The following is a 23,181-nucleotide window of genomic DNA, read 5'->3' as shown; positions in this document are numbered from 1 at the left end:
GTGCGCCGTTGGGACATCAGCCGGCCCGGTACTCCTCGACCTCGTCGGTCCGCAGGGTCAGTCCGTGGCCGGGGCCGGACGTCGGGCGCACGGTGCGTCCCTTCGGATCGAGCGTGCCGTCGAAGAACATGTTCGTGCGCCGTTGGGACATCAGCCGGCCCGGTACTCCTCGACCTCGTCGGTCCGCAGGGTCAGTCCGTGGCCGGGGCCGGACGTCGGGCGCACGGTGCCTCCCGTCGGGTCCAGTGCGCCGTCGAAGAACATGTCCTCGATGCGTACGTGGTCGTGGAACCACTCCATGTGGCGGAGGTTGGGGAGCGAGGCGGCCGCCGCGGCGTGGGCGTGGGGGGCGCAGTGGGTGGAGACCTCGAGGCCGTGGGCCTGGGCGAGCGCGGCGGCGCGCAGGAACTCCGTGATGCCGCCGCAGCGCGTCGCGTCGATCTGCAGGCAGTCGACCGCGCCCGCCGCGATCATGCGGGCGAAGTAGGGCAGGTCGTAGCCGTACTCGCCGGCCGTCACATCGCACACCAGCGCGTCACGGACCAGGCGCAGACCCGTCAGGTCGTCCGAGGAGACCGGCTCCTCGAACCAGCCGACGCCGTGATCGGCCAGGGCGCGGCCGACGCGGACGGCCTGCTTGCGGGTGTAGGCGCCGTTCGCGTCGACGTACAACTCGGCCTCAGGACCGATCACTTGGCGTGCCGCGTGGACCCGGGCCAGGTCCCGGGGGACCGCCCGACCCCAGCCCTCCCCGATCTTTATCTTCACGCGAGGGATGTGCTGCCCGTGTACCCAGCCGTTCAGCTGCGCTGCCAGATGCGTGTCGTGGTACGTGGTGAAGCCGCCGCTGCCGTACACCGGGACGCGCTCGTGGCACACGCCGAGCAGCCGGGCCAGCGGGAGTTCGAGGAGGCGGGCCTTGAGGTCCCACAGGGCGATGTCCACCGCGGAGATCGCACCCGCGGCGATCCCGGGGCGGCCCGCGTTGCGGACCGAGCGGCACATCGCCTCGTGCAGGGACGGGACGTCGAGGGCGGAGCGGCCCTCGACCAGCGGGGCGAGCTGGCCGCGCACGAAATCGCCGACCGCCGACGGGCCGTACGTCCAGCCCGTTCCCGTCTCGTCGCCCGTCGTCACCTCGGCGATCACCATGGTCGTGGAGTCCCAGGCCAGCGTGCCGTCGGCCTCGGGGGCGTCGGTCGGCACCGTGTAGACGGAGACGACGGGGCGGTGGAGTTTCATCGCGGATCCCTCAGGACTGCTGCAGCTGCGGCAGCACCTTCGTACGGTAGAAGTCGAAGAACCCGCGCTGGTCGGGCCCGATCTGGTTGACGTAGACCCGGTCGAAGCCCGCGTCGGCGAAGGCCTGCAGGGCCGAGACGTGTTCGTCGACGTCGTCCCCGCACACCGCCTTCTCGCGCACCATCTCCTCGGTGACCAGCGGGGCCAGCTGCTCGAAATGGCTCGGTGAGGGCAGGATCTGGCCCATCTCGCCCGGCAGGAACTGGTTGAACCAGCGCTGGTGCACCGTGCGCACGGCCTCGTCGCGGTCGGTGCCGTAGCAGAGCTTGGCGCCGCCGATCACCGGCTTGCCGCCGCCACCGCCCTTGCGGAACTGCTCGACCATCGAGGCGTCCGGCATCATCGTGATGTAGCCGTCGCCGACCCGTCCCGCGAGCTGCGTCGCCGCCGGGCCGAAGCCGGAGATGTCGATCGGGACGGGCTCGTCCGGGATCGTGTACAGGCGGGCGTTCTCCACCGTGTAGTGGGTGCCGTGGTGGCTGACCTCCTCGCCGGTGAACAGCCGGCGCATGATCTGCACGGCCTCCTCCAGCATCTCCATGCGGATGTGCGCGGGCGGCCAGACGTGCCCGAGGATGTGCTCGTTGAGGGCCTCGCCGGTGCCCACCCCGAGCCGGAAGCGGCCGTTCAGCATCACCGCCGAGGTGGCCGCCGCCTGTGCGACCACCGCCGGGTGGATGCGCACGGTGGGGCAGGTGACCGCCGTCTCGACCGGCAGCGACACCGCCTCCGAGAGCGCGCCGATCACGGACCACACGAACGGGCTCTGGCCCTGCGTGTCGTTCCACGGGTGGTAGTGGTCCGAGATCCACAGCGACCGGAATCCGGCCTGCTCCGCCATCCTCGCCTGTTCGACGAGTTCCGCGGGACCGAACTCCTCGCAGGAGAGGAAGTAGCCGTACTCGGGCATGGGGGACACCTCCGGGAGGCACTGGGTGACGGGTGACCGGTCCGCTCCGGGTACCCGGCGCCCGCGGCGGAAACCGGTGGACGTTTGGGGGCCTTGACCAGGGGGACGCGGAAGGCTCCGCACGACGTACGCGACAGCGCCGGAGGCGAATGTGAGTCGACCCCGCATCGTGATCGTCGGTGCCGGATTCGCCGGGTACCGGACGGCCCGCGTCCTGTCCCGGCTGATGCGGCACAAGGCCGACGTCACCCTGCTGAACCCGACCGACTACTTCCTGTACTTGCCCCTGCTGCCCCAGGTCGCCGCGGGGATCCTGGAACCCCGCCGGGTGTCCGTGTCCCTCTCCGGCACCCTGCCGCACGTCCGGCTGGTGCTCGGCGAGGCCGACTCCGTCGACCTCGACGGGCAGCGCGTGCACTACACCGACCCCGAGGGCGGGGGCGGCACGCTGGAGTACGACCGGCTGGTGCTCGCCGTCGGCAGCGTCAACAAGCTGCTGCCGATCCCGGGCGTGGCCGAGTACGCACACGGCTTCCGGGGACTGCCCGAGGCGCTGTACCTGCGCGATCACGTCACCCGGCAGGTGGAACTCGCCGCCGCCGCGGACGACCCGAAGAGCTGCGCCGCGCGGTGCACCTTCGTGGTGGTGGGCGCCGGATACACCGGCACGGAGGTCGCCGCGCACGGGCAGATGTACACCGACGCACAGGTGCGCAAGCACCCGCTCCGGCAGGGGATACGCCCTCGCTGGATGCTGCTCGACGTCGCGCCGCGCGTCCTGCCCGAGATGGACGAACGGCTCTCGCGGACCGCCGACCGGGTACTGCGGCAGCGAGGGGTCGACGTCCGCATGGGGACCTCCGTGAAGGAGGCCACGCCGGGCGGGGTCCTGCTGACCGACGGCGAGTTCGTCGACACCCGCACGCTGGTGTGGTGCGTGGGCGTACGGCCCGATCCGCTCGTCGAGTCCACCGGGCAGCCGTTGGAACGCGGCCGGCTCCTCGTCGACCCGCACCTCCAAGTGCCGGGCCGGCCCGAGGTGTTCGCGTGCGGTGACGCGGCCGCGGTGCCGGACCTCAACAACCCGGGGTCGTACACGCCGATGACCGCGCAGCACGCCTGGCGGCACGGCAAGGTCGCGGCGCAGAACGTCGCCGCGTCCCTGGGAGTCGGTGAACGGCGCGCCTACCGCCACCGAGACCTGGGCTTCGTCGTCGACCTGGGCGGCACGAAGGCCGCCGCCAACCCGCTCGGCGTCCCCCTGCCCGGCCCGCTGGCGGGCGCCGTCACCCGCGGCTACCACCTCGCCGCGATGCCCGGCAACCGCGTGCGCGTGGCCGCGGACTGGCTCCTGGACGCCGTACTCCCACGCCAGGCGGTCCAGTTGGGCCTCGTCCGCTCCTGGTCGGTCCCCCTGGACACCTCCTCACCGGAACTGGCCCGCGTACCGGGCCGCCCGGAACCCCGTTCGCCGGCCGCGGCCGCCTCGGGGCCGGGCGCGGCCACGGAGGCCGACACGAGCAGTCAAAGCGCGGCGCCCGCGGAGCAGACCACCGAGCCCGCCAAGAACCAGTCGGGCGGTGAACCCGCCAAGAACCAGCCGGGCGGCGAGCCCGCCAAGGGGCAGCCGGGCGGTGAACCCGCCAAGAACCAGCCGGGCGGCGAGCCCGCCAAGGGGCAGGTGGGCTCCGAGTCGGCTGGGGAGCAGACCGGCGGGGGGTCGGCCAAGGCTCCTGGTCCTGTGAAGCGACGTACCGACACCCCCGCGGAAGGAGACTCATGAATACCGACGAACTCGCCGAACTCGCCCAGCAGTTGCGGGTGGACAGTGTGCGTGCAGCCGACGCCGCGGGGTCCGGGCATCCGACGTCCTCGATGTCCGCCGCGGAGCTGATGGCCGTACTGTTCGCGCACCACTTCCGCTACGACTTCGACCGGCCCGCCCACCCCGGCAACGACCGTTTCGTGCTCTCCAAGGGGCACGCCTCGCCGCTTCTCTACGCCGCCTACAAGGCGGCCGGAGCCATCGAGGACGGCGAGCTGCTCACCTTCCGCAAGCTGGGCAGCCGCCTCGAGGGGCATCCGACGCCGCGCAGGCTGCCCTGGGTCGAGACGGCCACCGGGTCGCTCGGCCAGGGGCTGCCCGTCGGCGTCGGCATCGCGCTGGCCGGCAAGCGGCTGGACCGGGGCGGGTACCGGGTGTGGGTGCTGTGCGGGGACAGCGAGCTGGCCGAGGGGTCGATCTGGGAGGCCGCCGAGCAGGCGGCGTACGAGCATCTGGACAACCTCACGGCGATCGTCGACGTGAACCGGCTGGGACAGCGGGGTCCTACCCGGCACGGGCACGACCTCGACGCCTACGCCCGCCGCTTCCAGGCGTTCGGCTGGCACACCATCGAGGTGGACGGGCACGACGTCGATGCCGTCGACCGCGCGTACGGCGAGGCCCTCTCGACCACCGGGCAGCCGACCGTGATCCTCGCCCGCACCCTCAAGGGCAAGGGCGTCAGCGCCGCCCAGGACCGCGAGGGCCTGCACGGCAAGCCGATCAAGGACGCCGAAGAGGCGATCGCCGAACTCGGCGGCCTCCGCGACCTGCGCGTCCACGTCCACGAGCCGACCGCCACCCGCATGCTGCACGCCGTACGCGCCGGGCACCTCGAACTGCCCCGCTGGGAGAAGGGCACCCCCGAGGAGGGGGTCGCCACCCGCGACGCCTACGGGCAGGCGCTCACCGCCCTCGGCACCGGGCGCAGCGACATCGTGGCCCTCGACGGCGAGGTCGGCGACTCCACCCGGACCGAGCTGTTCGCCAAGGAACACCCCGACCGGTACTTCGAGTGCTACATCGCCGAACAGCAGATGGTCGCCGCCGCGGTGGGCCTCGCGTCCCGCGGCTGGGTGCCGTACGCCGGCACCTTCGCGGCCTTCCTGACCCGCGCGTACGACTTCATCCGCATGGCGTCCGTCAGCGGCGCCGGCATCAACCTCGTCGGCTCGCACGCGGGCGTCGCCATCGGCCAGGACGGCCCGTCCCAGATGGGCCTGGAGGACCTGGCGATGATGCGGGCGGTGCACGGCTCGACCGTGCTGTACCCGTGCGACGCCAACCAGACCGCGCAGCTCGTCGCCGCGATGGCCGGCTGCGAGGGCATCCGGTACCTGCGCACCTCGCGCGGCGCGAGCCAGGTGATCTACGGCCCGGACGAGGAGTTCCCCATCGGGGGCAGCAAGGTGCTGCGCTCCTCCCCGCACGACCGGCTGACCCTCGTCGCGGCCGGCGTCACCGTGGCCGAGGCGCTGGCCGCCGCCGACGCGCTGGAGCGGGACGGCATCCAGGCCCGCGTCATCGACCTCTACTCGGTCAAGCCCGTCGACCGGCACACCCTGCGCTGCGCCGCCGAGGACACCGGCTGCCTGGTCACCGTGGAGGACCACCACGAGGAGGGCGGCCTCGGCGACGCCGTCCTGGACGCCTTCCTCGACGGGCGGCCGGTACCGCGGCTGGTGCGTCTGGCCGTCCGTACGATGCCGGGCTCGGCCGCCCCGGACCAGCAGCTGCACGCCGCGGGCATCGACGCCGAGTCGATCGCGGCGGCCGGGAAGCTGCTGGTGGAGGAGGCGGTCGTGCGGTGAGCGACGACGTACGCACCGTGCGCGCAGGGCGCCGCACCGTGGAGGTCCACCGGGCCGACAAGGTGCTGTTCCCCGGCGACCGCGACGGTGACGGCCGTGTGAAGGAGTACACGAAGGGCGATCTCGTCGAGTACTACCGCTCCGCGGCCCCGCTCATGCTGCCCCATCTGCGTGGCCGCCCGCTGATGCTGGAACGGCATCCGGACGGCCTGGACGGCCCGCGCTTCATGCAGAAGAACACCCCGGAGAACTACCCGGAGTGGATCAGCCGCGTCGAGGTGCCCAAGGAGGGCGGCACCGTCTGCCACACCGTGTGCGACGACTCCGCCACCCTCCTCTACCTCGCCGACCAGGCCAGCCTCACCCTGCACCGCTGGCTGTCCCGGGTCGGCCGGCTCGACCGGCCCGACCGGATGGTCTTCGACCTGGACCCGGCCGGTGACGACTTCCCGGCGGTGCGCGCGGCGGCCGTCCTGCTCGGGGAACTCCTCGACGAGCTGGAGCTTCCCTCGGGGCTGATGACCACCGGCTCGCGAGGGCTGCACGTCGTCGTGCCCCTCAATGGCCGGCACGACTTCGACGAGGTCCGCGAGTTCGCCCGCGACGTCGCCGACACCCTCGCCGAAGCCCACCCCGACCGGCTCACCACCGCCGCCCGCAAGAAGGAGCGCGGCGACCGCCTCTACCTCGACGTGGGCCGCAACGCCTACGCCCAGACCGCGGTCGCGCCCCTCACCGTGCGCGCCCGCCCCGGCGCCCCCGTGGCCACCCCCATCACCTGGGACCAGCTGGACGACCCGGACCTGTCCGCCCGCCGCTGGACCATCGCCGACGCCGTCGAGCAGGCCCGCACCGATCCCTGGGCGGGGATCATGAGCCGCGGCCGCGCCCTGGGACCGGCGCGGCGCAGGCTCGACGCGTTGCGTACCTCCTGAAGGTTTGGCCACCGATATTGCGGCCACCCGGTCGCAGAGGTGGCCATGGCTGACACAAAAGACACCAGAGATTCGCAGAGTCCACGGAATACCGACAAAGAGAGTACGGCGGACAAGCGGCCGAACCCCATGGAGGTGCTGCGCCAGGCGCGCACGCAGCTCGCGGAGCTGACCGGCATGTCTGCCGAGAGCGTCTCGTCCTTCGAACAGACGGAGGACGGCTGGTCCCTGGAGGTCGAGGTCCTCGAACTGGCCCGCGTGCCGGACACGATGAGCCTGATGGCGAGCTATCAGGTCGATCTGGACCCCGAGGGACAACTCACCGGCTACCGGCGCGTCCGCCGTTACGAACGCGGGCGGGCCGACGCACACAGGTCCGGCGGCCGCTAGGCCGCCTTCCCGGAACTTACCCAGACAAAGGAGGCGCGGCAGGCATGACCGTTGTCCCGGCACAGCAGAGCGGCGGCGGAGGCGGCTCCAGTGGCCTTTATGACGTTCTGGAGCTCGTCCTCGACAGGGGGCTCGTGATCGACGCGTTCGTACGGGTCTCCCTGGTCGGCATCGAGATCCTCAAGATCGACGTACGTGTCGTCGTGGCGAGCGTCGACACCTATCTGCGCTTCGCCGAGGCGTGCAACCGCCTCGACCTGGAGGCAGGACCGCGCAAGGACCCCGGTCTCCCCGACCTCGTCGGCGAGATCACCGAGTCCGGGGCGCGCGGCAAGTCCAAGGGCGCGCTCTCCGGAGCGGCGGAGACCATCTCCGACGCCTTCCAGCAGGCACGTGGCGAGGGCCGCGAGCGGGAGACCGAGTCCCGGCCGCGCGCCCGCAAGGCCACGTCCTCGCGCAGGAAGGAGGAACAGGAGTGAGCACCTACGTCTACGGCATCACCGCGAGTTCGCATCCCGCGCTCCCCGAGGGCCTGACCGGCGTCGGCGACCCGCCCCGCCCGGTGCGCGTCCTGAAGGAGGGCGATCTGGCGGCCGTCGTGAGCGACGCCCCCGAGGGGTTGCGGCCCAAGCGCAAGGACCTGCTCGCCCACCAGAGCGTGCTCGCCGAGGCGGGCGCGGCGGGCCCGGTGCTGCCCATGCGGTTCGGCAGTGTGGCCCCGGACGACGACACGGTCACCGGCGTGCTCGCCGAACGCGCCGACCACTACAAGGAGCGGCTGCGCGCCCTGGAGGGCAAGGTCGAGTACAACGTCAAGGCCACCCACCAGGAAGAGGCCGTCCTGCACCGCGTGATGTCCGAGAACGCGGAGCTCCGCGCCATGGCCGAGGCCAACCGGCAGGCGGGCGGCGGCAGCTACGAAGAGCGGCTGCGGCTCGGCGAGATGGTCGCCGCCGCGGTCAAGGCCCGGGAGGCCGAGGACGCGGCCCAGCTGCAGAGGGCCCTGGAACCGGCCGCCGCCGCCGTCAGCGCGGGCCCCGAGTCCACCGGCTGGCTGCTCAACGTCTCGTACCTCGTGGAGCGTGACTCCGCCGAGTCGTTCCTGGCGGAGGTGGAGCAGGTCCGCAAGAGCCATCCGCACATCGAGCTGCGCGTCAACGGCCCGCTGCCGCCGTACAGCTTCGTCGAGCCCGGCCCCGCAGAGCACGCGGGCAGCTCCGCCGGCCCGGGCAGCGCTCAGGAGTGAGGCCGTGGGACTGATCAAGGAGCTGGTCCTGTTGCCCTTCGCCCCGGTACGCGGCAGTGCGTGGGTGATCGGACAGGTGCTGCACGAGGCGGAACGGATCTACTACGACCCCGTCACGGTCAGGGCGGAACTCGCCCGGCTCGAGGAGCGACTGGAGGCGGGCGAGATCGACGAGGAGGAGTTCGACCGACAGGAGGACGAACTTCTGGACCGGCTGGACATCGGTCTGCGCGGCGGCGCGGCCACGGGCAAGGGGACGGCAGGATGAATCGAGTGGGACTCGGCCTCGCGGTAGGGGCCGGATACGTCCTCGGACGTACGAAGAAGATGAAAATGGCCTTCGCCGTCGGCAGCCTGGTGGCCGGCAAGCGGATGCATCTGAGCCCGCGGGCGCTCGCGGATCTGGTGTCCCAGCAGCTGCAGAACAATCCGCAGCTCAAGGAGATCGGTGACCAGCTGCGCGAGGACCTGCGCGGCGTCGGCAAGGCGGCCTCGGGCGCCATGGTGGAGCGGCAGATCGACGCCCTCGCCGACCGCCTCCACGGACGTACCGCCCAGGTCCGCGACCAGCTCTCGGGTGCGACGGACCGGGCGAAGGGTCTCGTCGACGACGAGGAGGACGAGACTCAGGAGGACGAGAACGAGGAGTCCGCAGAGGCTGAGGGGGAGGACTCGCGGGACGAGTACGACGACGAGGAGCCGGCGGACGAGGAGCGGGACGTCGACGAACCGGAGGGCGAGGAGGAGCCCGGGTCCGAGGAGGCCGAAGGCGGTCCGGCGCGGAAGACCGCGAAGAAGGCCGCCAAGAAGGCCCCGGCCAAGAGGACGGCCGCGAAGAGGTCTCCGGCGAAGAAGGCGCCGGCCAAGAAGGCCGCGTCGAAGCAGGCGACGGCGAAGAAGTCCGCCGCCAAGAGGACGGCCGCCCGCAAGACGGCCTCCGCAAGGGGCGGATCCGGCGACACCCGGGCCCGCCGGCCGAAGGGAGGCGGTGAGCGATGACCGAGACACTCGGCTCCGCGACCTCCGCCGCGCGCGGTGCGAAGGACGCGACCGGCCCACTGACCGACGTGGCCCACAGCGAGGCCGCCGACCGGCTCAAGGCCGAAGTGCAGGAGTACGTGGCCGCACAGGCCACCCGGCTGCTGACCGGCTTCGGCCGCAAGCTCGGCGAGACCACCGTCAAGCTGAACGACATCGCCGAGGGGAACAGCCCCGGTTTCGCCAAGCTCGCGCTCGACGGCGGCCGCAAGCTCGCCGAGGGCAAGGGCCCCCTGCGCGCCGCGCTGGAGACCGGCGCCGGCCGGGCCAAGGACAACGTGGTCGAGGCCTTCAAGAACCTCGGCGGCGGCAAGGGGAAGCGCAAGGGCGGGGCCGGCAACAAGCCGACGGTCATCATCGAGTCCGTCGACGTCGGCGTCTCCAAGCGCACCGCCTACGACCAGTGGACCCAGTACCAGGACTTCAGCACCTTCGCGAAGGGCGTCAAGAGCGCGAACCGCGCCGACGACACCGAGTCCGACTGGCAGCTCAAGGTCTTCTGGTCCAACCGCAGCTGGAAGGCGAAGACCACCGAGCAGGTGCCGGACGAGAAGATCTCCTGGACCTCGGAGGGCGGCAAGGGCACCACCAAGGGCGTCGTCTCCTTCCACCGGCTCGACGACAACCTCACGCGCGTCCTGCTGGTCATCGAGTACTACCCCAAGGGCCTGTTCGAGAAGACCGGCAACCTCTGGCGCGCCCAGGGCCGCAGGGCCCGGCTCGACCTCAAGAACTTCGTCCGGTTCATCACCCTCAAGGGCGAGGCCGAGGACGGCTGGCGCGGCGAGATCAGCGACGGCGAGGTCGTCCGCAGCCACGAGGACGCGATCGCCGAGGAGGAGAACGGCGAGGAGCAGAACGGCGGGGAGGAGAACGACGAGGAGACCGGCGAGTACGAGGAAGAGGACGAGCCCCGAGGGGAGGAAGAGGAGTTCGACGAGGAGGAAGAGGAAGAAGGCGAAGAAGAGCCCGAGGACGAGTACGAGGACGAAGAGCCCGAGGACGAAGAGGACGAGGGCGAGGACGAGTACGAGGAAGAGCCGGAACCCGAGTACGAGCCCGCCCACAGCGGGAGCCGTCGATGACCATGGCCGGCCGGCTGCCCGAGCCCTACGGATCCAACGGCGGGGCGAACCTCGCCGACATCCTCGAGCGCGTGCTCGACAAGGGCATCGTGATCGCCGGTGACATCCGCATCAACCTGCTCGACATCGAACTCCTCACCGTCAAACTCCGTCTGATCGTGGCCTCGGTCGACAAGGCGAAGGAGATGGGCATCGACTGGTGGGAGGACGACCCCGCGTTGTCCTCCGGTGCCCGCCGCAAGGAACTCGCGCGGGAGAACGCCGAGTTGCGCGAGCGCCTCGCTCAACTGGAGAACGGCCGCCTCGAAGAGGGCCGTGCCGTGCGCGAAGAGGAGGAGGCCCCATGACCGGACTGCGGTACGTCTACGCCGTCTGCCGTCCCTTCGGCGCTCCGTTGCAGTCCCAGCTGAAAGGCGTGGCGGGTGATCCGCCCAGAGTGCTCACCCACCACGGCCTGATCGCCGTGGTCAGTCATGTGCCGGAGCGGGACTTCGCGGAGGAGCCGCTCCGCAGGCGTCTGGAGGACCTGGACTGGCTGACGGAGACGGCGCGGGCCCACCAGAGCGTGATCGACGCGCTCACCGTCGTCACCACCCCGCTGCCGCTGCGGCTCGGGACCGTCTTCCGGGACGACAGCGGTGTCCGGGTGATGATGGAGGCGCGTGAGGACGACTTCCGGCGCACCCTCGACCGGCTGGAGGGGCGGGTGGAATGGGGCGTCAAGGTGTACGCCGAACCCCAGCCGGAGGAATCCGCCGCGCCCGCGCAGAAGGCGCTCTCGGGCCGGGACTATCTGCGACAGCGGCGCATGAGCGTCCGTGCGAGCGAGGACATGTGGAAGCAGACGGAGGAGTTCGCCGAGCACCTGCACGCGGCGCTTTCCGCGTATGCCGATGACTCCCGATTGCATGCTCCGCAGAATCCCGCCCTGTCCGGAGCCTCCGGCCGGAATGTTCTCAACGCGGCCTATCTGGTGTCCCGCCGCGATTCCGAGGAATTCGTGGAGCTGGTGGACCGGAGCAAGGACGAAACAAAGCTGAGCAGCCCTGCGATACGAGTCGAACTCACCGGGCCGTGGGCTGCCTATTCCTTTGCGGGGGAAGAGTCGTGACGGTTGTCGAACGTCGTGAGATCGCCCTGGTGGACCTGCTGGACCGGCTGCTCGCCGGCGGGGTCGTCATCACCGGGGACATCACCCTGCGCATCGCGGACGTCGACCTGGTGCGCATCGACCTGAACGCGCTGATCAGCTCGGTCAACGAGCAGGTTCCGTCACCCTGGGGGGAGCTCACATGACCCAGCACCGCAACCGGCTGGACCTGGAACCCGACACCGTCGAGCGCGACCTCGTCAAACTCGTGCTGACCGTGGTCGAGCTGCTGCGCCAGCTCATGGAGCGGCAGGCGCTGCGCCGCTTCGACACCGGGGACCTCAGCGAGGAGCAGGAGGAGCGGATCGGGCTCACGCTCATGCTGCTCGACGACCGTATGACCGAGCTGCGTGAGCGCTACGGACTGCGGCCCGAGGACCTTAATCTGGACCTCGGGCCGCTCGGACCGTTGCTTCCCAGGAACTGACTACCAGCTGGAGCTGACTACCAGCGGTACCAGCGACCCCTGCCCCCGGCCGCTGTCGTGCCGCGCACCAGGAATCCCAGCAGCCACAGCACGATAACCGCCAGTGCAACCCACCACAGTACCTTCAGGGCAAATCCCGCGCCGAAAAGAATCAGTGCGAGAAGCAGTACGAGCAGAACAGCAACCATAATTCGAACCTCCTGTGTTCCGGGTATCCCGAAAAAGGAGATTCAGGCGCCTTTTCGGCACAGAATCTCTCCGTGCAGCACACTGAACCAGCCGTCCTCCTGTGCGCCCCACTCCCGCCAGGCCTCCGATACGGCCCGCAGTTGCTCGCTGGTGGCGTGCCCGCCCTCGGTGGCCCGCTCGGCGTAGGCCGAGGCGAGGGTCCGGTCCGCCCACAGTCCGCTCCACCAGGCCCGCTCCTGCGGTGTGGAGAACGTCCACGTGCCGGCGGTGGTGGTGACGTCGGTCAGGCCCGCCCGCAGCGCCCAGGACTTCAGCCGCCGCCCGGCGTCCGGCTCACCGCCGTTGGCGCGGGCCACCCTGCGGTACAGGTCCAGCCAGTCGTCCATGCCCTGGGACGCGGGATACCAGGCCATGGCCGCGTAGTCCGAATCGCGGACGGCGATCAGCCCACCCGGCTTCGTCACCCGCACCATCTCGCGCAGCGCCTGCACCGGGTCGCCGACGTGCTGCAGCACCTGGTGCGCGTGGACCACGCAGAACGTGTCGTCGGGGTGGTCCAGGGCGTGTACGTCCGCGACCGTGAAGTCGACGTTCGTCAGGCCCCGTTCGGCGGCCGTGGCCCGGGCCTGCTCCAGGATCCCCGGCGCATGGTCGACGCCGGTGACATGCCCGTCGGGGACCAGGGCCGCCAGGTCGGCGGTGATCGTGCCCGGGCCGCAGCCGATGTCCAGGATCTTCATGTGGGGCTTCAGCGACCCGAGCAGGTAGGCCGCGGAGTTGGCGGCGGTCCGCCAGGTGTGGGAGCGCAGCACCGACTCGTGGTGCCCGTGCGTGTAGACGGCGGTCTCCTGCGGCTTCGACATGGCTGAACTCCCCTGTTCGACGGCTTGCCGGTACGCATCACCGTACGCGCGCATGTCGAATAATGAGACCCGCGTTTTGCCATATGGACTGACTGGGGGTCAGTTGTCGGTGAGGGGGCGGTACACGGTGAGCGCCTCGGGGAGCTTCTCCAGCGTCACTTCGCCCTCCGCCTCGGTGACTTCGCCGTCATGCGCGAGGAGCGTGCCGGGGGCGACGCCCTTCAGGTGCAGCCGGCCCACCTGGACCGCCGCGTGGACGGGGGAGCGGGTCAACGGGCCCGCCAGGGCCGCCGCGAGCAGCCGCAGCGCGGGACGGCGGCCGCCGTGCACCACCCGTACGTCGAGCTGACCGTCCGCGAGGTCGAGCCGGCGGCCGGGCGCCAGGCCCATCCGGTGGTAGGTGCCGTTGCCCGCGAACAGCAGCCACAGCGGGCGTGTCTGGCCGCCGAACTCGGCCTCCAGCGGGTGCCGGCCCGTGCGCAGGACGCGCAGGGCCGCGAGCACCCCGGCCGGCCAGCCGCCGATCCGGCCCGACCAGCGGTCCCGTACCCGCACCAGCTCCGGGTAGACGCCCAGGCTGCAGGTGTTGAGGAAGACGCCCTGCTGCCCGCCGCAGACGAACCGGCCCACGTCCACGCGCACCCCCTCGCCCTGCTGGACGGCCCGGCTCAGATCGCGGATGTCCTCCACCCCCAGGTCGTAGGCGAAGTGGTTCAGGGTGCCGCCGGGCAGCACCGCGAGGGGCAGGTCGTGGCGCAGGGCGACCTCGGCGGCCGCGTTGACCGTGCCGTCTCCGCCGCACACGCCGAGCACCCGGGCGTGGGCCGCGGCCTTCTCCAACTCGGCGCGCAGGTCGGCCGGCCGGCACTCGACGACCTCGGCGGCCGGCAGGCTGTCTCGCAGGGCGCGCACCCGGTCGGCGGTGCCCGAGCCGTTGTTGGCCACCACCACCAGGCCCTCGCCGTCGGGCAGCGCCGGGACCTCGGCGCGGGGCCGGGCGGGCGGGACGAGCTGGGCGCGGGTCGGCACCAGACCCCGTACGGCGTAGGCGGCGCCCACGCCCAGGACGGCTCCCGCGAGCACGTCGCTCGGGAAGTGCACCCCCGTGTACACGCGGGAGAGCGCCACGGACCAGGCGACCGGGGCCACCGCCGCACCCCAGGCCGGTGACTCCAGTGCGACGCCGGCCGCGAACGCCGCCGCCGACGCGGAGTGCCCGGAGGGGAACGAGGTCGTGATCGGCTGGCGCTTCAGCTGCCGCACCAGCGGCACCGGATCCAGCACCGGCCGGGGGCGGCGCACCGAGCGCTTGCCGAGCGTGTTGATGGTCAGGGAGGCGAGGCTGAGCGAGGCGAGGCCGCGCGCGGCGGCCCGGCGGGCCCGCGGGGTACGGCTCGCCGCCATGGCGGCCGCCGCCGCGAACCACAGCACACCGTGGTTCGCGCTCCGGCTCAGCCGGGGCAGCACACGCTCGGCGGCAGGCCAGTTCCGCTCGGCGGCGAACTCGAAGAGACGGCAGTCGAGGGCGAGAAGCCGGCTGCGCAGCGGGTGCGGGCCGGGCTTCGGGACGGTGAGGTCGACGTCGGGGCTCATGGAGTGCCGGGTACCCTGAAGTGCCCGTTCCTTGTCCCACGGGCGGTGATCGACACCCGGAGGGCCCTGTATGCGTCTGCTCCTCATACGCCACGGCCAGACCCCCTCGAACGTCGGGTTCCTGCTCGACACCGCCGTACCGGGCCCGGGTCTGACCGCACTCGGCGAGCAGCAGGCCGCCGCCCTTCCCGAGGCGCTCGCCGACGAGGACATCGAGGCCCTGTACGCCTCCACCCTGGTTCGTACGCAGCTCACCGCCGCCCCGCTGGCCGCCGCCCGCGGCCTCGACGTCCTGGTCCGCGACGGCATCCGGGAGCTGACCGCGGGCGACCTGGAGATGCTGCCCGGCGACACCGAACAGGGCGCGCTCTACATGAAGACCGTGTTCGCGTGGGCGGCCGGGGACACCGAGCTGCGGATGCCCGGCGGCGAGAGCGGCGCCGAGGCGCTCGCCCGGTACGACGCCGTCGTCGCCGAGGCCGCACGCAGCGGCGCCGCGACGGTCGCCATGGTCAGCCACGGCGCGGCGATCCGCATGTGGACCGCGGCCCGCGCCGACAACGTCGACGTCCCCTTCGCCGCCGCCCGCCCCCTCGACAACACCGGTGTGGTGATCCTGGAGGGTTCGCCCACCGACGGCTGGAAGGCCCTGTCGTGGGCGGGCGCCGTGGTGGCCCCGTCGGGCGAGGGGGGACCCGCGGGCCGTCCGCTCGACGACACCGCATAAGCGTTTGCCGGACGCCCGGCCCGGCCCGCAGAATGCCTCCTCATGGGACATCTGGAAGCCGCGCACCTCGAGTACTACCTCCCCGACGGGAGGGCGCTGCTCGGCGATGTGTCCTTCCGGGTGGGGGAAGGGGCCGTCGTGGCCCTCGTCGGACCGAACGGCGCCGGCAAGACCACCCTGCTGCGGCTGATCTCCGGCGAGCTGAAACCACACGGCGGGAGCGTCACCGTCAGCGGCGGCCTCGGCGTGATGCGGCAGTTCGTGGGGTCCGTTCGGGACGAGACGACCGTACGGGACCTGCTGGTGTCCGTGGCGCCGCCCCGGATCCGGGAGGCCGCGCAGGCCGTCGACAGGGCCGAGCACGGCATCATGACCGTCGACGACGAGGCGGCCCAGTTGCAGTACGCCCAGGCCCTCGCCGACTGGGCGGAGGCGCGCGGGTACGAGGCGGAGACGCTGTGGGACATGTGCACCACGGCCGCGCTCGGGGTGCCGTACGAGAAGGCGCAGTTCCGGCAGGTGCGCACGCTGTCCGGCGGTGAGCAGAAGCGGCTCGTCCTTGAGGCGCTGCTGCGCGGCACCGACGAGGTGCTGCTGCTCGACGAGCCCGACAACTACCTCGACGTGCCCGGCAAGCGCTGGCTGGAGGAGCGGCTGAAGGAGACCCGAAAGACGGTCCTCTTCGTCTCCCACGACCGTGAGCTCCTCGCCCGCGCCGCGGAGAAGATCGTGTCGGTGGAGCCCTCGCCCGCGGGCGCCGACGCCTGGGTGCACGGCGGCGGCTTCGCCACCTACCACGACGCCCGGCGCGAACGCTTCGCCCGCTTCGAGGAGCTTCGCCGCCGCTGGGACGAGAAGCACGCCCAGCTGAAGAAGCTGGTGCTGAGCCTCCGTCAGGCGGCGTCCATCAGCCACGAGTTGGCGTCCCGCTACCAGGCGGCGCAGACCCGCCTGCGCAAGTTCGAGGAGGCGGGCCCGCCGCCGGAGCCGCCGCGTGAGCAGGACATCACGATGCGCCTCAAGGGCGGCCGCACCGGCGTAAGGGCCGTCACCTGCAAGGGACTCGAGCTGACCGGTCTGATGAAGCCCTTCGACCTGGAGGTCTTCTACGGCGAGCGGGTCGCCGTCCTCGGCTCCAACGGCTCCGGCAAGTCGCACTTCCTGCGGCTGCTGGCCGGCGAGGAGGTGGCGCACACGGGGGAGTGGAAGCTCGGGGCGCGGGTCGTGCCCGGGCACTTCGCCCAGACGCACGCCCACCCCGAGCTGCAGGGCCGCAAGCTGCTGGACATCCTGTGGGAGGAGCACTCCCAGGACCGGGGCGCCGCGATGTCACGCCTGCGGCGCTACGAGCTGACGGGCCAGGCCGAGCAGACGTTCGACCGCCTGTCCGGTGGGCAGCAGGCCCGGTTCCAGATCCTGCTGCTCGAACTGGAGGGCGTCACGGCTCTGCTGCTGGACGAGCCGACCGACAACCTGGACCTGGAGTCCGCCGAGGCGCTGCAGGAGGGGCTGGAGGCCTTCGACGGTACGGTGCTTTCGGTCACGCATGACCGCTGGTTCGCCCGGTCCTTCGACCGGTATCTCGTCTTCGGCAGCGACGGTCGTGTGCGGGAGACCGCCGAGCCGGTGTGGGACGAGCGGCGTGTGGAGCGGGCTCGGTAGTTCGTGGCCGGGGGTGGGGGGGGGGGGGGGGGGGGGGGGGGGGGGGCGGGGCGCCGGCGCCGGGGGCGGGGGGCGGGGGGGGGGGGGGGGGCGGGGGGGGGGGGGGGGCGGGGGGGGGGGGGCGGGGGCGCGGCGCCCCCCCCCCCCCCCCCCCCCCCCCCCCCCCCCCCCCCCCCCCCACCCCCGTTCGGCCCTCAAGGGGCCTTGTCCTCAAACGCCGGACGGGCTGGTTGTGCCGGCCGGGGCTGAGAAGTGCTCCTACGTCCAGCGCAGCAGCGCGCCCAAGCCTCCCGCCGGGATCTGGCCCCCCGTCGCCTCCGCCGCCGGGGCCACCGACAGGGCCGGGGCGCCCGTCGTCACCGCCGAGCGGATCAGGGCGTCGTCCGCGCGGGCCGGCCAGGAGTGCTGTTCGCCGAGGGTCTTCAGGTCCGTGCGGCGGACCGCCAGCTGGTCGGGATCCTCACCGATCCACACCTCGCGGTGCGCGTCGGGGCCGTCGGGACGGATCAGCAGCTCGTCGATGCGGTGCTCGCGGGCGGCCTCGACCAGGGCGGGCACGCCCTCCACGGCCCCGGAGCGCCCCTCGGGGCCCGGTTCGCGAGCCGCCAGGAACCGTTCCAGCTCCCGTTCGGCCCGCTGCCGTACATGCTCGGTGCGGGCCTGCTCGACATCCTCGTCGAGCAGCCTGCTCCCGGCGCCGTGCGGGGCTTCGACGACCATGTCCTGAAGCCGCCGGGGCAGCCGGTCGTGCACCGCCCGCTTCTCCCGCTCCTCACCCACGAGAACCAGCAGGTCGGCGCGGGTCTCCTCCTGGCACACGACGAGCGCGTCGGCGATCTCGGCCGCGTTGTGCTCCCAGGTGTTCTCCACCTTCAGCTGGAAGTGCCGCACCGACCAGTCACCCGTGCTCGTACGGTGGACCGGCCACTGCCGCCCGCTGACCGTGCCGGCCTCCTGTTCGCCCAGCGAGGTGCGCAGCTCGAAGTCCGCGCCCTTGCGGTCGATGTACGCCACCACACAGGCCGGGTCCTCACCGGCCAGCTCCAGCAGGGGCGCGGCGTGCGGCAGCGGCGCCCAGTGCGCGCTGTCCCGCTGCGGGGGCCGGGCCAGCGGCGGGTCCAGCACCACCTCGCCCTCGCGGGCGAACAGGGCTCGCCCGTGGGGCTCGGAGGAGTGCTGCAGCCCGTCGAGTGCCTCCTGGACGGCCTGGCACGTCGCCTGGTCCGCCCCCTGCCGATCGAGGTCGCGGGCCAGTGCCACGGCCGTGAGATGTCGTTCGTGGGGCGTGTCCTCCGTGTGCCGGGAAGTGTCGACGTACACGGAGGCCCAGGGGCCCGGATGTTCGTAGAGTGGATGCAGAAAAGCGAGATCCATGATTCCCTCCCGGATGCCGCTTGGGACTGGTGCTGACCGGGCGGGTACCCGGACCGCATGGACGAACACGACGAGCGGGGTGCCACCATGACCGGAGTCGACCCCAGCCGGCTGGACGACCAGCAGCTCATGAAGGAGCTGGAGACGATCCACCGCACGCGCCACGACACGCTGCTGTACGGCTCGACGGACGCGCTGCGGGCCCACAACGATCGCATGGCCCAGCTGGAGGGCGAGTACCTGCGCCGCAACCCGCGGCGCATGGTGGCCGCGGGCCGCACCCGTGAAGGCGCACGGGACCGCCGGTGCGGGGAGTCGGCGACCCCCTGAAGCACGGCGCGTCCTCAGTGGCGTACCGGTGGCCGGTCCCAATGCCGGTGCGCCGCTATCGCCTCGACGAACGCCTGTACGAACTCGGTGTCCGGGGTGCCCGGTGACGTGTCCGTCACCACGCCCCGGTCGGACACCGTGCGCCGGTCCCCGGTGGCCAGCCGCAGGCCCTCGGGTCCCAGGGCGGACAGGACGTCCACGCCCGAGCCGAGCGCGCCCACGGGCTTGCCGTGCCGGTAGGCGTCCCGCACGAAGCGCAGCGCGTCCGGATCCGTGGGCGGTGCCCCGTTCGATCCGCCGGGCAGCAGGACCGCGTCGTACAGCACGGAGGCCACGGTCGGCAGCGCACGGTCGACCACGTACGACCCGCCGTCGGCGCCCCTGACCGTGCCGCCCGTCGGCGCGAGCGCCTCGACGACCGCGCCCTCGGCGGCCAGCGCCTCCCGTACGGAGGTCACCTGCTCGGCGGCCACGCCGTCGGTGACCAGGACCGCGATCTGCCGGGTGCGGATCGAGCCGTCGCCGCGCAGCGACTCGAGGCTGAGCGCGGGTGAGGCGAGCTTGTACGCCCCCGGTTCGGCGCCGTCCGGCTCCGGCACCCCGATGCCGCGCGCCACCTCGCGGGCCAGCTCGCCGTCCACCTTGGCCAGTTCCTCGACGGTCCGGGCCCGGACGGTCATCGCGTCGACCTTGCCCAGCTCGAACCGGAAGGCCGCCACGATGTGCTGCTTCTCCCAGTCCGTCATGCTGTGGAAGAACATCGCGGGCTGGCTGTAGTGGTCCTTGAAGCTCTCGCTGCGCTTACGGATCTTGGCGCCGTCGACACGCTCCGCATGGTGCGTGTAGGCGTTGGCGTCCACCCCGGCATGGGCGGGGCAGCCGCCGCCGAGGGAGTTCGGGAAGTAGTTCGTGCCCCGGTGGATCGCGCTCTGGTGGTAGCCGTCGCGCTGGTTGGTGCGCACGGGCGCCACCGGCCGGTTGACCGGGAGCAGCGCGAAGTTGGGGCCGCCCAGGCGGATCAACTGCGTGTCCAGATAGGAGAAGTTGCGGGCCTGCAGCAGAGGGTCGTTGGTGAAGTCGATGCCCGGGACGACATTCGCCGTGTGGAAGGCGACCTGCTCGGTCTCCGCGAAGAAGTTCTCCGGGTTGCGGTTGAGGACCATCCGGCCGATCGGCCGGACCGGCACCTGCTCCTCCGGGATGAGCTTCGTGGCGTCCAGCAGGTCGAAGTCGAAGGCGAACTCGTCTTCCTCCGGCACCAGTTGGACACCCAGTTCCCACTCCGGGTACTCGCCGGCCTCGATCGCGTCCCACAGGTCGCCCCGGTTGAAGTCCGGGTTGCGGCCCTGGCACTCCTGCGCCTCGTCCCACACCAGCGAGTGCACGCCGAGCTTCGGCTTCCAGTGGAACTTCACGAAGGTGCCGCGCCCCTCGGCGTTCACGAACCGGAAGGTGTGCACGCCGAAGCCCTGCATCATGCGGTAGCTGCGCGGGATCGCCCGGTCCGACATCAGCCACATGATCGCGTGCAGCGTCTCGGGCTGCAGCGACACGAAGTCCCAGAGCGTGTCATGGGCGGAGGCGCCCGTCGGGATGTCGTTGTGCGGCTCCGGCTTCACCGCGTGCACGAAGTCGGGGAACTTGATGCCGTCCTGGATGAAGAAGACCGGGAAGTTGTTCCCGACCAGGTCGTAGTTGCCCTCCGACGTGTAGAACTTGGTCGCGAAGCCACGCACGTCCCGCACGGTGTCCGCCGAGCCACGCGGCCCCTGCACGGTCGAGAACCGCACGAAGACCGGTGTCCGCACGGAGGGGTCCTGCAGAAAGGCCGCGCGGGTGAACTCCGCGCAGGACTCGTACGGCTCGAAGTAGCCGTACGCGCCCGCGCCCCGCGCGTGCACGACCCGTTCGGGGATGCGCTCGTGGTCGAAGTGGGTCAGCTTCTCCCGGAAGTGGAAGTCCTCCATCAGCGTCGGACCGCGCTCGCCGGCGGCCAGCGAGTCGTCGGTGTGGTCGACCTGGACTCCCTGGTCGGTGGTGAGCGGACCGCCCGCCGGGTCGTCGGCGTGGAAGGAGGCGCGCTGCTCCTGCTTCCGGTCGGCGGGGGAGCCCATCAGCCGGCCCCCTCGGCGAACACATGCAGGAAGGCGTCGCAGAACGCCTTCAGGTCGTCCGGCTTGCGACTGGTCACCAGCTTGCCGGCGCCGTTGTCGTCGATCTTCACCTGCTCGTCGACCCAGGTGCCGCCCGCGTTGCGGATGTCGGTCTTCAGGCTCGGCCACGAGGTCAGCTCACGGCCCCGTACGACGTCCGCCTCGACCAGCGTCCACGGGGCATGGCAGATCGCGGCCACGGGCCGGCCCTGCTCGAAGAAGTCCCGCACGAACGCTACGGCCTTCTCGTCGATGCGCAGGAAGTCGGGGTTGGCCACACCGCCCGGCAGGACCAGTGCGCCGAAGGAGGCGGCCGAGGTCTCGCCCACCACCTCGTCCACGGGGAAGGTGTCCGCCTTGTCGAGGTGGTCGAAGGCCTGGACACGGCCGGACCTGGTCGACACCAGCACGGGCTCGTGGCCCGCGTCCTTCGCCGCCTGCCACGGATCGGTGAGCTCGATCTGCTCGACACCCTCGGGTGCGGTCAGGAATGCGATACGCATGATGGTTCAACGTCCTTTCCCAGCACGCCAGCCGGCCTCGTCGGAGATGGCGCGCTTCTTGTTGCGGCGGCCCGCGCGCACACAGCGCACGAGCTCCTCGGCGTACGGCAGCACCACACAGGTGCCGATCGCGGCGGCGATGCCCGCGAGGTAGCCGCGGGACAGCGGGCGGCGGCGCGGCACCAGACGCCAGGCGTCGGCGCGGCCCGCCCCGCCGCGCAGCAGTGCCTTGACCTGGTCGGCATGCAGACACATCAGCGCGGACAGCGCGCCGTACGGCAGCGACTCCAGGAAGCTGTGGATGTGCTGCTCCAGCGGGGTGACCTCACGGTCGCTCTTCACCGCCGTACGCACGTCCCACAGCGCGGTCGCCTCATGTATCGCGGCGCCGCCCAACTGCACCGTCAGCAGCAGCGGGTTGACCTCGAAGCGCAAGGTCAGCGCGATGGGGATGCCGACCTCCGCCATCATCAGCGTGGGGGCACCTCCCACGCCCTTAAGGCAGTGGGGGAGGATCAACGACTCCTTGGTGCCCGCCGTGTCCTCGATGCGGCTGCGCCGGTGCATCACCCAGCCGGCGAGACCGGGCACGAACCAGCCGGGCAGCAGCCCGTACAGCAGATAGCGGGTGGTCACGTCACCGACGTCGACGGTGACTCCGGTGGCGCTGATCTCGGCGGCCTGGTCCCGGCTCATGCGCTGCCCCGGCCGTCCGGCACGGCAAGGCTGATCTCGGCGAGCGCCGAGTCCGGGTCCTGCACCGCGGCCAGATCACCGAGGCTCACCATCCCGACCGGCAGCCCGTCCTCCACGACCGGCAGCCGGCGGACGGCGTGCGCGCGCATGAGCGCCACCGCGGCCGAGACGGGATCGTCCGGGCCGACCAGCACCGGATCGGGGGTGCACACGGACTGGGCGCTCACCGTCAGCGGATCGACGCCGTCCGCCACCGCCCGCACCGTGATGTCACGATCGGTGAGGACTCCTACGACCTGCTGCCCGTCGGCCACCAGCACATCTCCGATGCCCTGCGACCGCATCAGCTGCGCCGCCTCGACGAGTGACGCGTCCGGGCGGACGGCGACCACGCCCGGTGTCATGACCTCCCTGACGAAATCCGCGCTCGCTGCCATCACTGTGGGTCCTTCCTCCGTTCCCGGCCCGGGGCCGTCGTCGGGGTGACGCCGCCCGCAGTACCCCTGGGCCCGGGGCCTATGCGCCGTGGCGGACCCTCGTACTCGGGCGACCGCAGGATCCGGCCGCGTGCGGGTCTACGCCCGTCGCTCGCGGCCCTCCCCGGCGAGGGCCTCCGCCAGCTCCTGGACGGTGCCGTAGCGCGCCGAGCGGGGCAGCCGCTCCACGGGCTCGATCAGGGCGTCGGGCGCGTACGCACGGCGCAGCGCCCGGACGAGTTCGCGGGGGCCCGCGGGGAACACGTGGCGGTTCAGGTGCCGGGCCAGTTCCGTGCGGACCGCGGCCAGGGACGCGCGGGAGCGTCCCGGCGCGATCGGACCGCCCGCGACCTCCGGGTCGTCGTCGGCGGTGGGCTCCGGGTCGTGCCATTCCTCGGTCCGCGTGGGGTGCCCGGACCGGAGCAGACCCTGGAGTTCGTGTTTCATCTCTTCGTCGCGGTGGACGCTCAGCCGGTCACTGCCTCGCTGCATGACT

The 23,181-nt window shown here is 71.8% G+C and carries 28 protein-coding genes; 16 read left to right on the top strand and 12 right to left on the bottom strand.

Annotation, left to right across the window (positions count from 1 at the left end; all coding sequences use genetic code 11):
• Positions 1-16 precede the first annotated feature (16 nt).
• The 3 genes from ACIBW9_RS37725 to ACIBW9_RS37715 are packed head-to-tail and all read right to left on the bottom strand — an operon-like array spanning position 17 to position 2,212.
• Positions 17-151 (bottom strand): hypothetical protein, encoded by a 135-nt coding sequence (locus ACIBW9_RS37725; RefSeq protein ID WP_398961879.1) that lies wholly within the window; start codon positions 149-151, stop codon positions 17-19.
• Positions 151-1,242 carry an enolase C-terminal domain-like protein gene (locus ACIBW9_RS37720; RefSeq protein WP_398961877.1) on the bottom strand — a complete coding sequence of 364 codons (1,092 nt, stop codon included), beginning with the start codon at positions 1,240-1,242 and terminating at the stop codon, positions 151-153. Before ACIBW9_RS37720 ends, ACIBW9_RS37725 begins: the two co-directional genes overlap by 1 nt.
• 10 nt (positions 1,243-1,252) lie before the next feature.
• Positions 1,253-2,212 (bottom strand): LLM class F420-dependent oxidoreductase, encoded by a 960-nt coding sequence (locus tag ACIBW9_RS37715; protein ID WP_398961875.1) that lies wholly within the window; start codon positions 2,210-2,212, stop codon positions 1,253-1,255.
• A gap of 151 nt (positions 2,213-2,363) precedes the next feature.
• Between ACIBW9_RS37715 and ACIBW9_RS37710 the strand changes: the two genes are divergently transcribed.
• The 13 genes from ACIBW9_RS37710 to ACIBW9_RS37650 are packed head-to-tail and all read left to right on the top strand — an operon-like array spanning position 2,364 to position 12,119.
• Positions 2,364-3,995: an NAD(P)/FAD-dependent oxidoreductase gene (locus tag ACIBW9_RS37710; protein ID WP_398961872.1), complete on the top strand. Its 1,632-nt coding sequence runs from the start codon at positions 2,364-2,366 to the stop codon at positions 3,993-3,995.
• Positions 3,992-5,848, top strand: coding sequence for a transketolase (locus ACIBW9_RS37705; RefSeq protein WP_398961869.1), 1,857 nt, complete (start codon positions 3,992-3,994; stop codon positions 5,846-5,848). The genes ACIBW9_RS37710 and ACIBW9_RS37705 overlap by 4 nt, the downstream gene beginning before the upstream one ends.
• Positions 5,845-6,783, top strand: coding sequence for a non-homologous end-joining DNA ligase (gene ligD / locus ACIBW9_RS37700; protein ID WP_398961866.1), 939 nt, complete (start codon positions 5,845-5,847; stop codon positions 6,781-6,783). The genes ACIBW9_RS37705 and ligD overlap by 4 nt, the downstream gene beginning before the upstream one ends.
• A gap of 45 nt (positions 6,784-6,828) precedes the next feature.
• Entirely contained in the window at positions 6,829-7,173 is a 345-nt protein-coding gene (locus tag ACIBW9_RS37695) for a gas vesicle protein (protein WP_398961864.1), read from the top strand.
• 44 nt (positions 7,174-7,217) lie between these two features.
• Positions 7,218-7,652 carry a gas vesicle structural protein GvpA gene (locus ACIBW9_RS37690; RefSeq protein WP_115910171.1) on the top strand — a complete coding sequence of 145 codons (435 nt, stop codon included), beginning with the start codon at positions 7,218-7,220 and terminating at the stop codon, positions 7,650-7,652.
• Complete coding sequence (locus ACIBW9_RS37685; protein WP_398961862.1) at positions 7,649-8,419, top strand: GvpL/GvpF family gas vesicle protein; 771 nt, start codon at positions 7,649-7,651, stop codon at positions 8,417-8,419. Before ACIBW9_RS37690 ends, ACIBW9_RS37685 begins: the two co-directional genes overlap by 4 nt.
• Before the next feature lie 4 nt (positions 8,420-8,423).
• A complete protein-coding gene (locus ACIBW9_RS37680; protein WP_398961859.1) occupies positions 8,424-8,687 on the top strand; it encodes a gas vesicle protein GvpG in 264 nt (87 codons plus the stop codon).
• Entirely contained in the window at positions 8,684-9,418 is a 735-nt protein-coding gene (locus ACIBW9_RS37675) for a DNA primase (RefSeq protein WP_398961858.1), read from the top strand. The genes ACIBW9_RS37680 and ACIBW9_RS37675 overlap by 4 nt, the downstream gene beginning before the upstream one ends.
• Positions 9,415-10,542, top strand: coding sequence for an SRPBCC family protein (locus ACIBW9_RS37670; RefSeq protein WP_398961855.1), 1,128 nt, complete (start codon positions 9,415-9,417; stop codon positions 10,540-10,542). The genes ACIBW9_RS37675 and ACIBW9_RS37670 overlap by 4 nt, the downstream gene beginning before the upstream one ends.
• On the top strand, positions 10,539-10,889 hold the full coding sequence (locus ACIBW9_RS37665; protein ID WP_344398070.1) for a gas vesicle protein: 351 nt from the start codon (positions 10,539-10,541) through the stop codon (positions 10,887-10,889). Before ACIBW9_RS37670 ends, ACIBW9_RS37665 begins: the two co-directional genes overlap by 4 nt.
• On the top strand, positions 10,886-11,653 hold the full coding sequence (locus ACIBW9_RS37660) for a GvpL/GvpF family gas vesicle protein (RefSeq protein ID WP_398961852.1): 768 nt from the start codon (positions 10,886-10,888) through the stop codon (positions 11,651-11,653). The genes ACIBW9_RS37665 and ACIBW9_RS37660 overlap by 4 nt, the downstream gene beginning before the upstream one ends.
• Positions 11,650-11,838, top strand: coding sequence for a gas vesicle protein (locus ACIBW9_RS37655; RefSeq protein WP_030936857.1), 189 nt, complete (start codon positions 11,650-11,652; stop codon positions 11,836-11,838). The genes ACIBW9_RS37660 and ACIBW9_RS37655 overlap by 4 nt, the downstream gene beginning before the upstream one ends.
• Complete coding sequence (locus ACIBW9_RS37650) at positions 11,835-12,119, top strand: gas vesicle protein K (RefSeq protein WP_398961849.1); 285 nt, start codon at positions 11,835-11,837, stop codon at positions 12,117-12,119. Before ACIBW9_RS37655 ends, ACIBW9_RS37650 begins: the two co-directional genes overlap by 4 nt.
• A 17-nt stretch (positions 12,120-12,136) precedes the next feature.
• Here ACIBW9_RS37650 and ACIBW9_RS37645 read toward each other — a convergent pair whose 3' ends face one another.
• The 3 genes from ACIBW9_RS37645 to ACIBW9_RS37635 form a co-directional block, all read right to left on the bottom strand.
• Positions 12,137-12,307: a hydrophobic protein gene (locus ACIBW9_RS37645; RefSeq protein ID WP_344398073.1), complete on the bottom strand. Its 171-nt coding sequence runs from the start codon at positions 12,305-12,307 to the stop codon at positions 12,137-12,139.
• 42 nt (positions 12,308-12,349) lie between these two features.
• On the bottom strand, positions 12,350-13,171 hold the full coding sequence (locus ACIBW9_RS37640) for a class I SAM-dependent methyltransferase (protein ID WP_398961846.1): 822 nt from the start codon (positions 13,169-13,171) through the stop codon (positions 12,350-12,352).
• 99 nt (positions 13,172-13,270) lie between these two features.
• On the bottom strand, positions 13,271-14,764 hold the full coding sequence (locus ACIBW9_RS37635) for a bifunctional phosphatase PAP2/diacylglycerol kinase family protein (protein ID WP_398961843.1): 1,494 nt from the start codon (positions 14,762-14,764) through the stop codon (positions 13,271-13,273).
• A 70-nt stretch (positions 14,765-14,834) separates the two neighbouring features.
• Here ACIBW9_RS37635 and ACIBW9_RS37630 point away from each other — a divergent pair, with 70 nt between their 5' ends.
• Both ACIBW9_RS37630 and ACIBW9_RS37625 read left to right on the top strand, forming a co-directional pair.
• Positions 14,835-15,491 carry a histidine phosphatase family protein gene (locus ACIBW9_RS37630; RefSeq protein WP_398961841.1) on the top strand — a complete coding sequence of 219 codons (657 nt, stop codon included), beginning with the start codon at positions 14,835-14,837 and terminating at the stop codon, positions 15,489-15,491.
• Positions 15,492-15,533: 42 nt separating this feature from the next.
• Positions 15,534-17,153, top strand: a complete 1,620-nt coding sequence (locus ACIBW9_RS37625) for an ABC-F family ATP-binding cassette domain-containing protein (protein WP_398961839.1) — start codon at positions 15,534-15,536, stop codon at positions 17,151-17,153.
• Positions 17,154-17,411: 258 nt separating this feature from the next.
• Here the strand turns inward: ACIBW9_RS37625 and ACIBW9_RS37620 are convergent, their stop codons facing one another.
• The gene (locus ACIBW9_RS37620) at positions 17,412-18,527 is read right to left on the bottom strand and encodes a Vms1/Ankzf1 family peptidyl-tRNA hydrolase (protein WP_398961836.1); all 1,116 of its coding nucleotides are present in this window, start codon (positions 18,525-18,527) and stop codon (positions 17,412-17,414) included.
• Between the two features lie 57 nt (positions 18,528-18,584).
• Between ACIBW9_RS37620 and ACIBW9_RS37615 the strand changes: the two genes are divergently transcribed.
• Positions 18,585-18,857 carry a DUF6158 family protein gene (locus ACIBW9_RS37615; protein ID WP_115910185.1) on the top strand — a complete coding sequence of 91 codons (273 nt, stop codon included), beginning with the start codon at positions 18,585-18,587 and terminating at the stop codon, positions 18,855-18,857.
• A 14-nt stretch (positions 18,858-18,871) separates the two neighbouring features.
• On the opposite strand, the gene ACIBW9_RS37610 is transcribed toward ACIBW9_RS37615, so the two are convergent.
• The 5 genes from ACIBW9_RS37610 to ACIBW9_RS37590 all read right to left on the bottom strand — a co-directional run bounded on the left by ACIBW9_RS37610 (position 18,872) and on the right by ACIBW9_RS37590 (position 23,177).
• Positions 18,872-20,971, bottom strand: coding sequence for a catalase (locus ACIBW9_RS37610; protein ID WP_398961833.1), 2,100 nt, complete (start codon positions 20,969-20,971; stop codon positions 18,872-18,874).
• Complete coding sequence (locus tag ACIBW9_RS37605) at positions 20,971-21,513, bottom strand: type 1 glutamine amidotransferase domain-containing protein (RefSeq protein ID WP_398961831.1); 543 nt, start codon at positions 21,511-21,513, stop codon at positions 20,971-20,973. The genes ACIBW9_RS37610 and ACIBW9_RS37605 overlap by 1 nt, the downstream gene beginning before the upstream one ends.
• Before the next feature lie 6 nt (positions 21,514-21,519).
• Positions 21,520-22,209: a diguanylate cyclase gene (locus ACIBW9_RS37600; RefSeq protein ID WP_398961829.1), complete on the bottom strand. Its 690-nt coding sequence runs from the start codon at positions 22,207-22,209 to the stop codon at positions 21,520-21,522.
• Positions 22,206-22,646, bottom strand: a complete 441-nt coding sequence (locus ACIBW9_RS37595) for a CBS domain-containing protein (RefSeq protein ID WP_398961826.1) — start codon at positions 22,644-22,646, stop codon at positions 22,206-22,208. The genes ACIBW9_RS37600 and ACIBW9_RS37595 overlap by 4 nt, the downstream gene beginning before the upstream one ends.
• 138 nt (positions 22,647-22,784) lie before the next feature.
• Entirely contained in the window at positions 22,785-23,177 is a 393-nt protein-coding gene (locus tag ACIBW9_RS37590) for a DUF2795 domain-containing protein (RefSeq protein WP_398961823.1), read from the bottom strand.
• Positions 23,178-23,181: the final 4 nt, after the last annotated feature.

This window comes from Streptomyces sp. NPDC049541 (assembly GCF_044465725.1).
Taxonomy (GTDB): domain Bacteria; phylum Actinomycetota; class Actinomycetes; order Streptomycetales; family Streptomycetaceae; genus Streptomyces.
The sequence above is the reverse complement of the archived record's forward strand: the minus strand, read 5'-3'. Positions and strand labels throughout refer to the sequence as shown.

Coding starts and splice junctions, on each gene's coding strand:
- ACIBW9_RS37725 (WP_398961879.1), bottom strand. CDS start 151: ATGTCCCAACGGCGCACGAACATGTTCTTCGACGGCACGCTCGATCCG.
- ACIBW9_RS37720 (WP_398961877.1), bottom strand. CDS start 1,242: ATGAAACTCCACCGCCCCGTCGTCTCCGTCTACACGGTGCCGACCGAC.
- ACIBW9_RS37715 (WP_398961875.1), bottom strand. CDS start 2,212: ATGCCCGAGTACGGCTACTTCCTCTCCTGCGAGGAGTTCGGTCCCGCG.
- ACIBW9_RS37705 (WP_398961869.1), top strand. CDS start 3,992: ATGAATACCGACGAACTCGCCGAACTCGCCCAGCAGTTGCGGGTGGAC.
- ACIBW9_RS37695 (WP_398961864.1), top strand. CDS start 6,829: ATGGCTGACACAAAAGACACCAGAGATTCGCAGAGTCCACGGAATACC.
- ACIBW9_RS37690 (WP_115910171.1), top strand. CDS start 7,218: ATGACCGTTGTCCCGGCACAGCAGAGCGGCGGCGGAGGCGGCTCCAGT.
- ACIBW9_RS37675 (WP_398961858.1), top strand. CDS start 8,684: ATGAATCGAGTGGGACTCGGCCTCGCGGTAGGGGCCGGATACGTCCTC.
- ACIBW9_RS37670 (WP_398961855.1), top strand. CDS start 9,415: ATGACCGAGACACTCGGCTCCGCGACCTCCGCCGCGCGCGGTGCGAAG.
- ACIBW9_RS37665 (WP_344398070.1), top strand. CDS start 10,539: ATGACCATGGCCGGCCGGCTGCCCGAGCCCTACGGATCCAACGGCGGG.
- ACIBW9_RS37660 (WP_398961852.1), top strand. CDS start 10,886: ATGACCGGACTGCGGTACGTCTACGCCGTCTGCCGTCCCTTCGGCGCT.
- ACIBW9_RS37650 (WP_398961849.1), top strand. CDS start 11,835: ATGACCCAGCACCGCAACCGGCTGGACCTGGAACCCGACACCGTCGAG.
- ACIBW9_RS37645 (WP_344398073.1), bottom strand. CDS start 12,307: ATGGTTGCTGTTCTGCTCGTACTGCTTCTCGCACTGATTCTTTTCGGC.
- ACIBW9_RS37640 (WP_398961846.1), bottom strand. CDS start 13,171: ATGTCGAAGCCGCAGGAGACCGCCGTCTACACGCACGGGCACCACGAG.
- ACIBW9_RS37635 (WP_398961843.1), bottom strand. CDS start 14,764: ATGAGCCCCGACGTCGACCTCACCGTCCCGAAGCCCGGCCCGCACCCG.
- ACIBW9_RS37630 (WP_398961841.1), top strand. CDS start 14,835: ATGCGTCTGCTCCTCATACGCCACGGCCAGACCCCCTCGAACGTCGGG.
- ACIBW9_RS37625 (WP_398961839.1), top strand. CDS start 15,534: ATGGGACATCTGGAAGCCGCGCACCTCGAGTACTACCTCCCCGACGGG.
- ACIBW9_RS37620 (WP_398961836.1), bottom strand. CDS start 18,527: ATGGATCTCGCTTTTCTGCATCCACTCTACGAACATCCGGGCCCCTGG.
- ACIBW9_RS37615 (WP_115910185.1), top strand. CDS start 18,585: ATGGACGAACACGACGAGCGGGGTGCCACCATGACCGGAGTCGACCCC.
- ACIBW9_RS37610 (WP_398961833.1), bottom strand. CDS start 20,971: ATGGGCTCCCCCGCCGACCGGAAGCAGGAGCAGCGCGCCTCCTTCCAC.
- ACIBW9_RS37605 (WP_398961831.1), bottom strand. CDS start 21,513: ATGCGTATCGCATTCCTGACCGCACCCGAGGGTGTCGAGCAGATCGAG.
- ACIBW9_RS37600 (WP_398961829.1), bottom strand. CDS start 22,209: ATGAGCCGGGACCAGGCCGCCGAGATCAGCGCCACCGGAGTCACCGTC.
- ACIBW9_RS37595 (WP_398961826.1), bottom strand. CDS start 22,646: ATGGCAGCGAGCGCGGATTTCGTCAGGGAGGTCATGACACCGGGCGTG.
- ACIBW9_RS37590 (WP_398961823.1), bottom strand. CDS start 23,177: ATGCAGCGAGGCAGTGACCGGCTGAGCGTCCACCGCGACGAAGAGATG.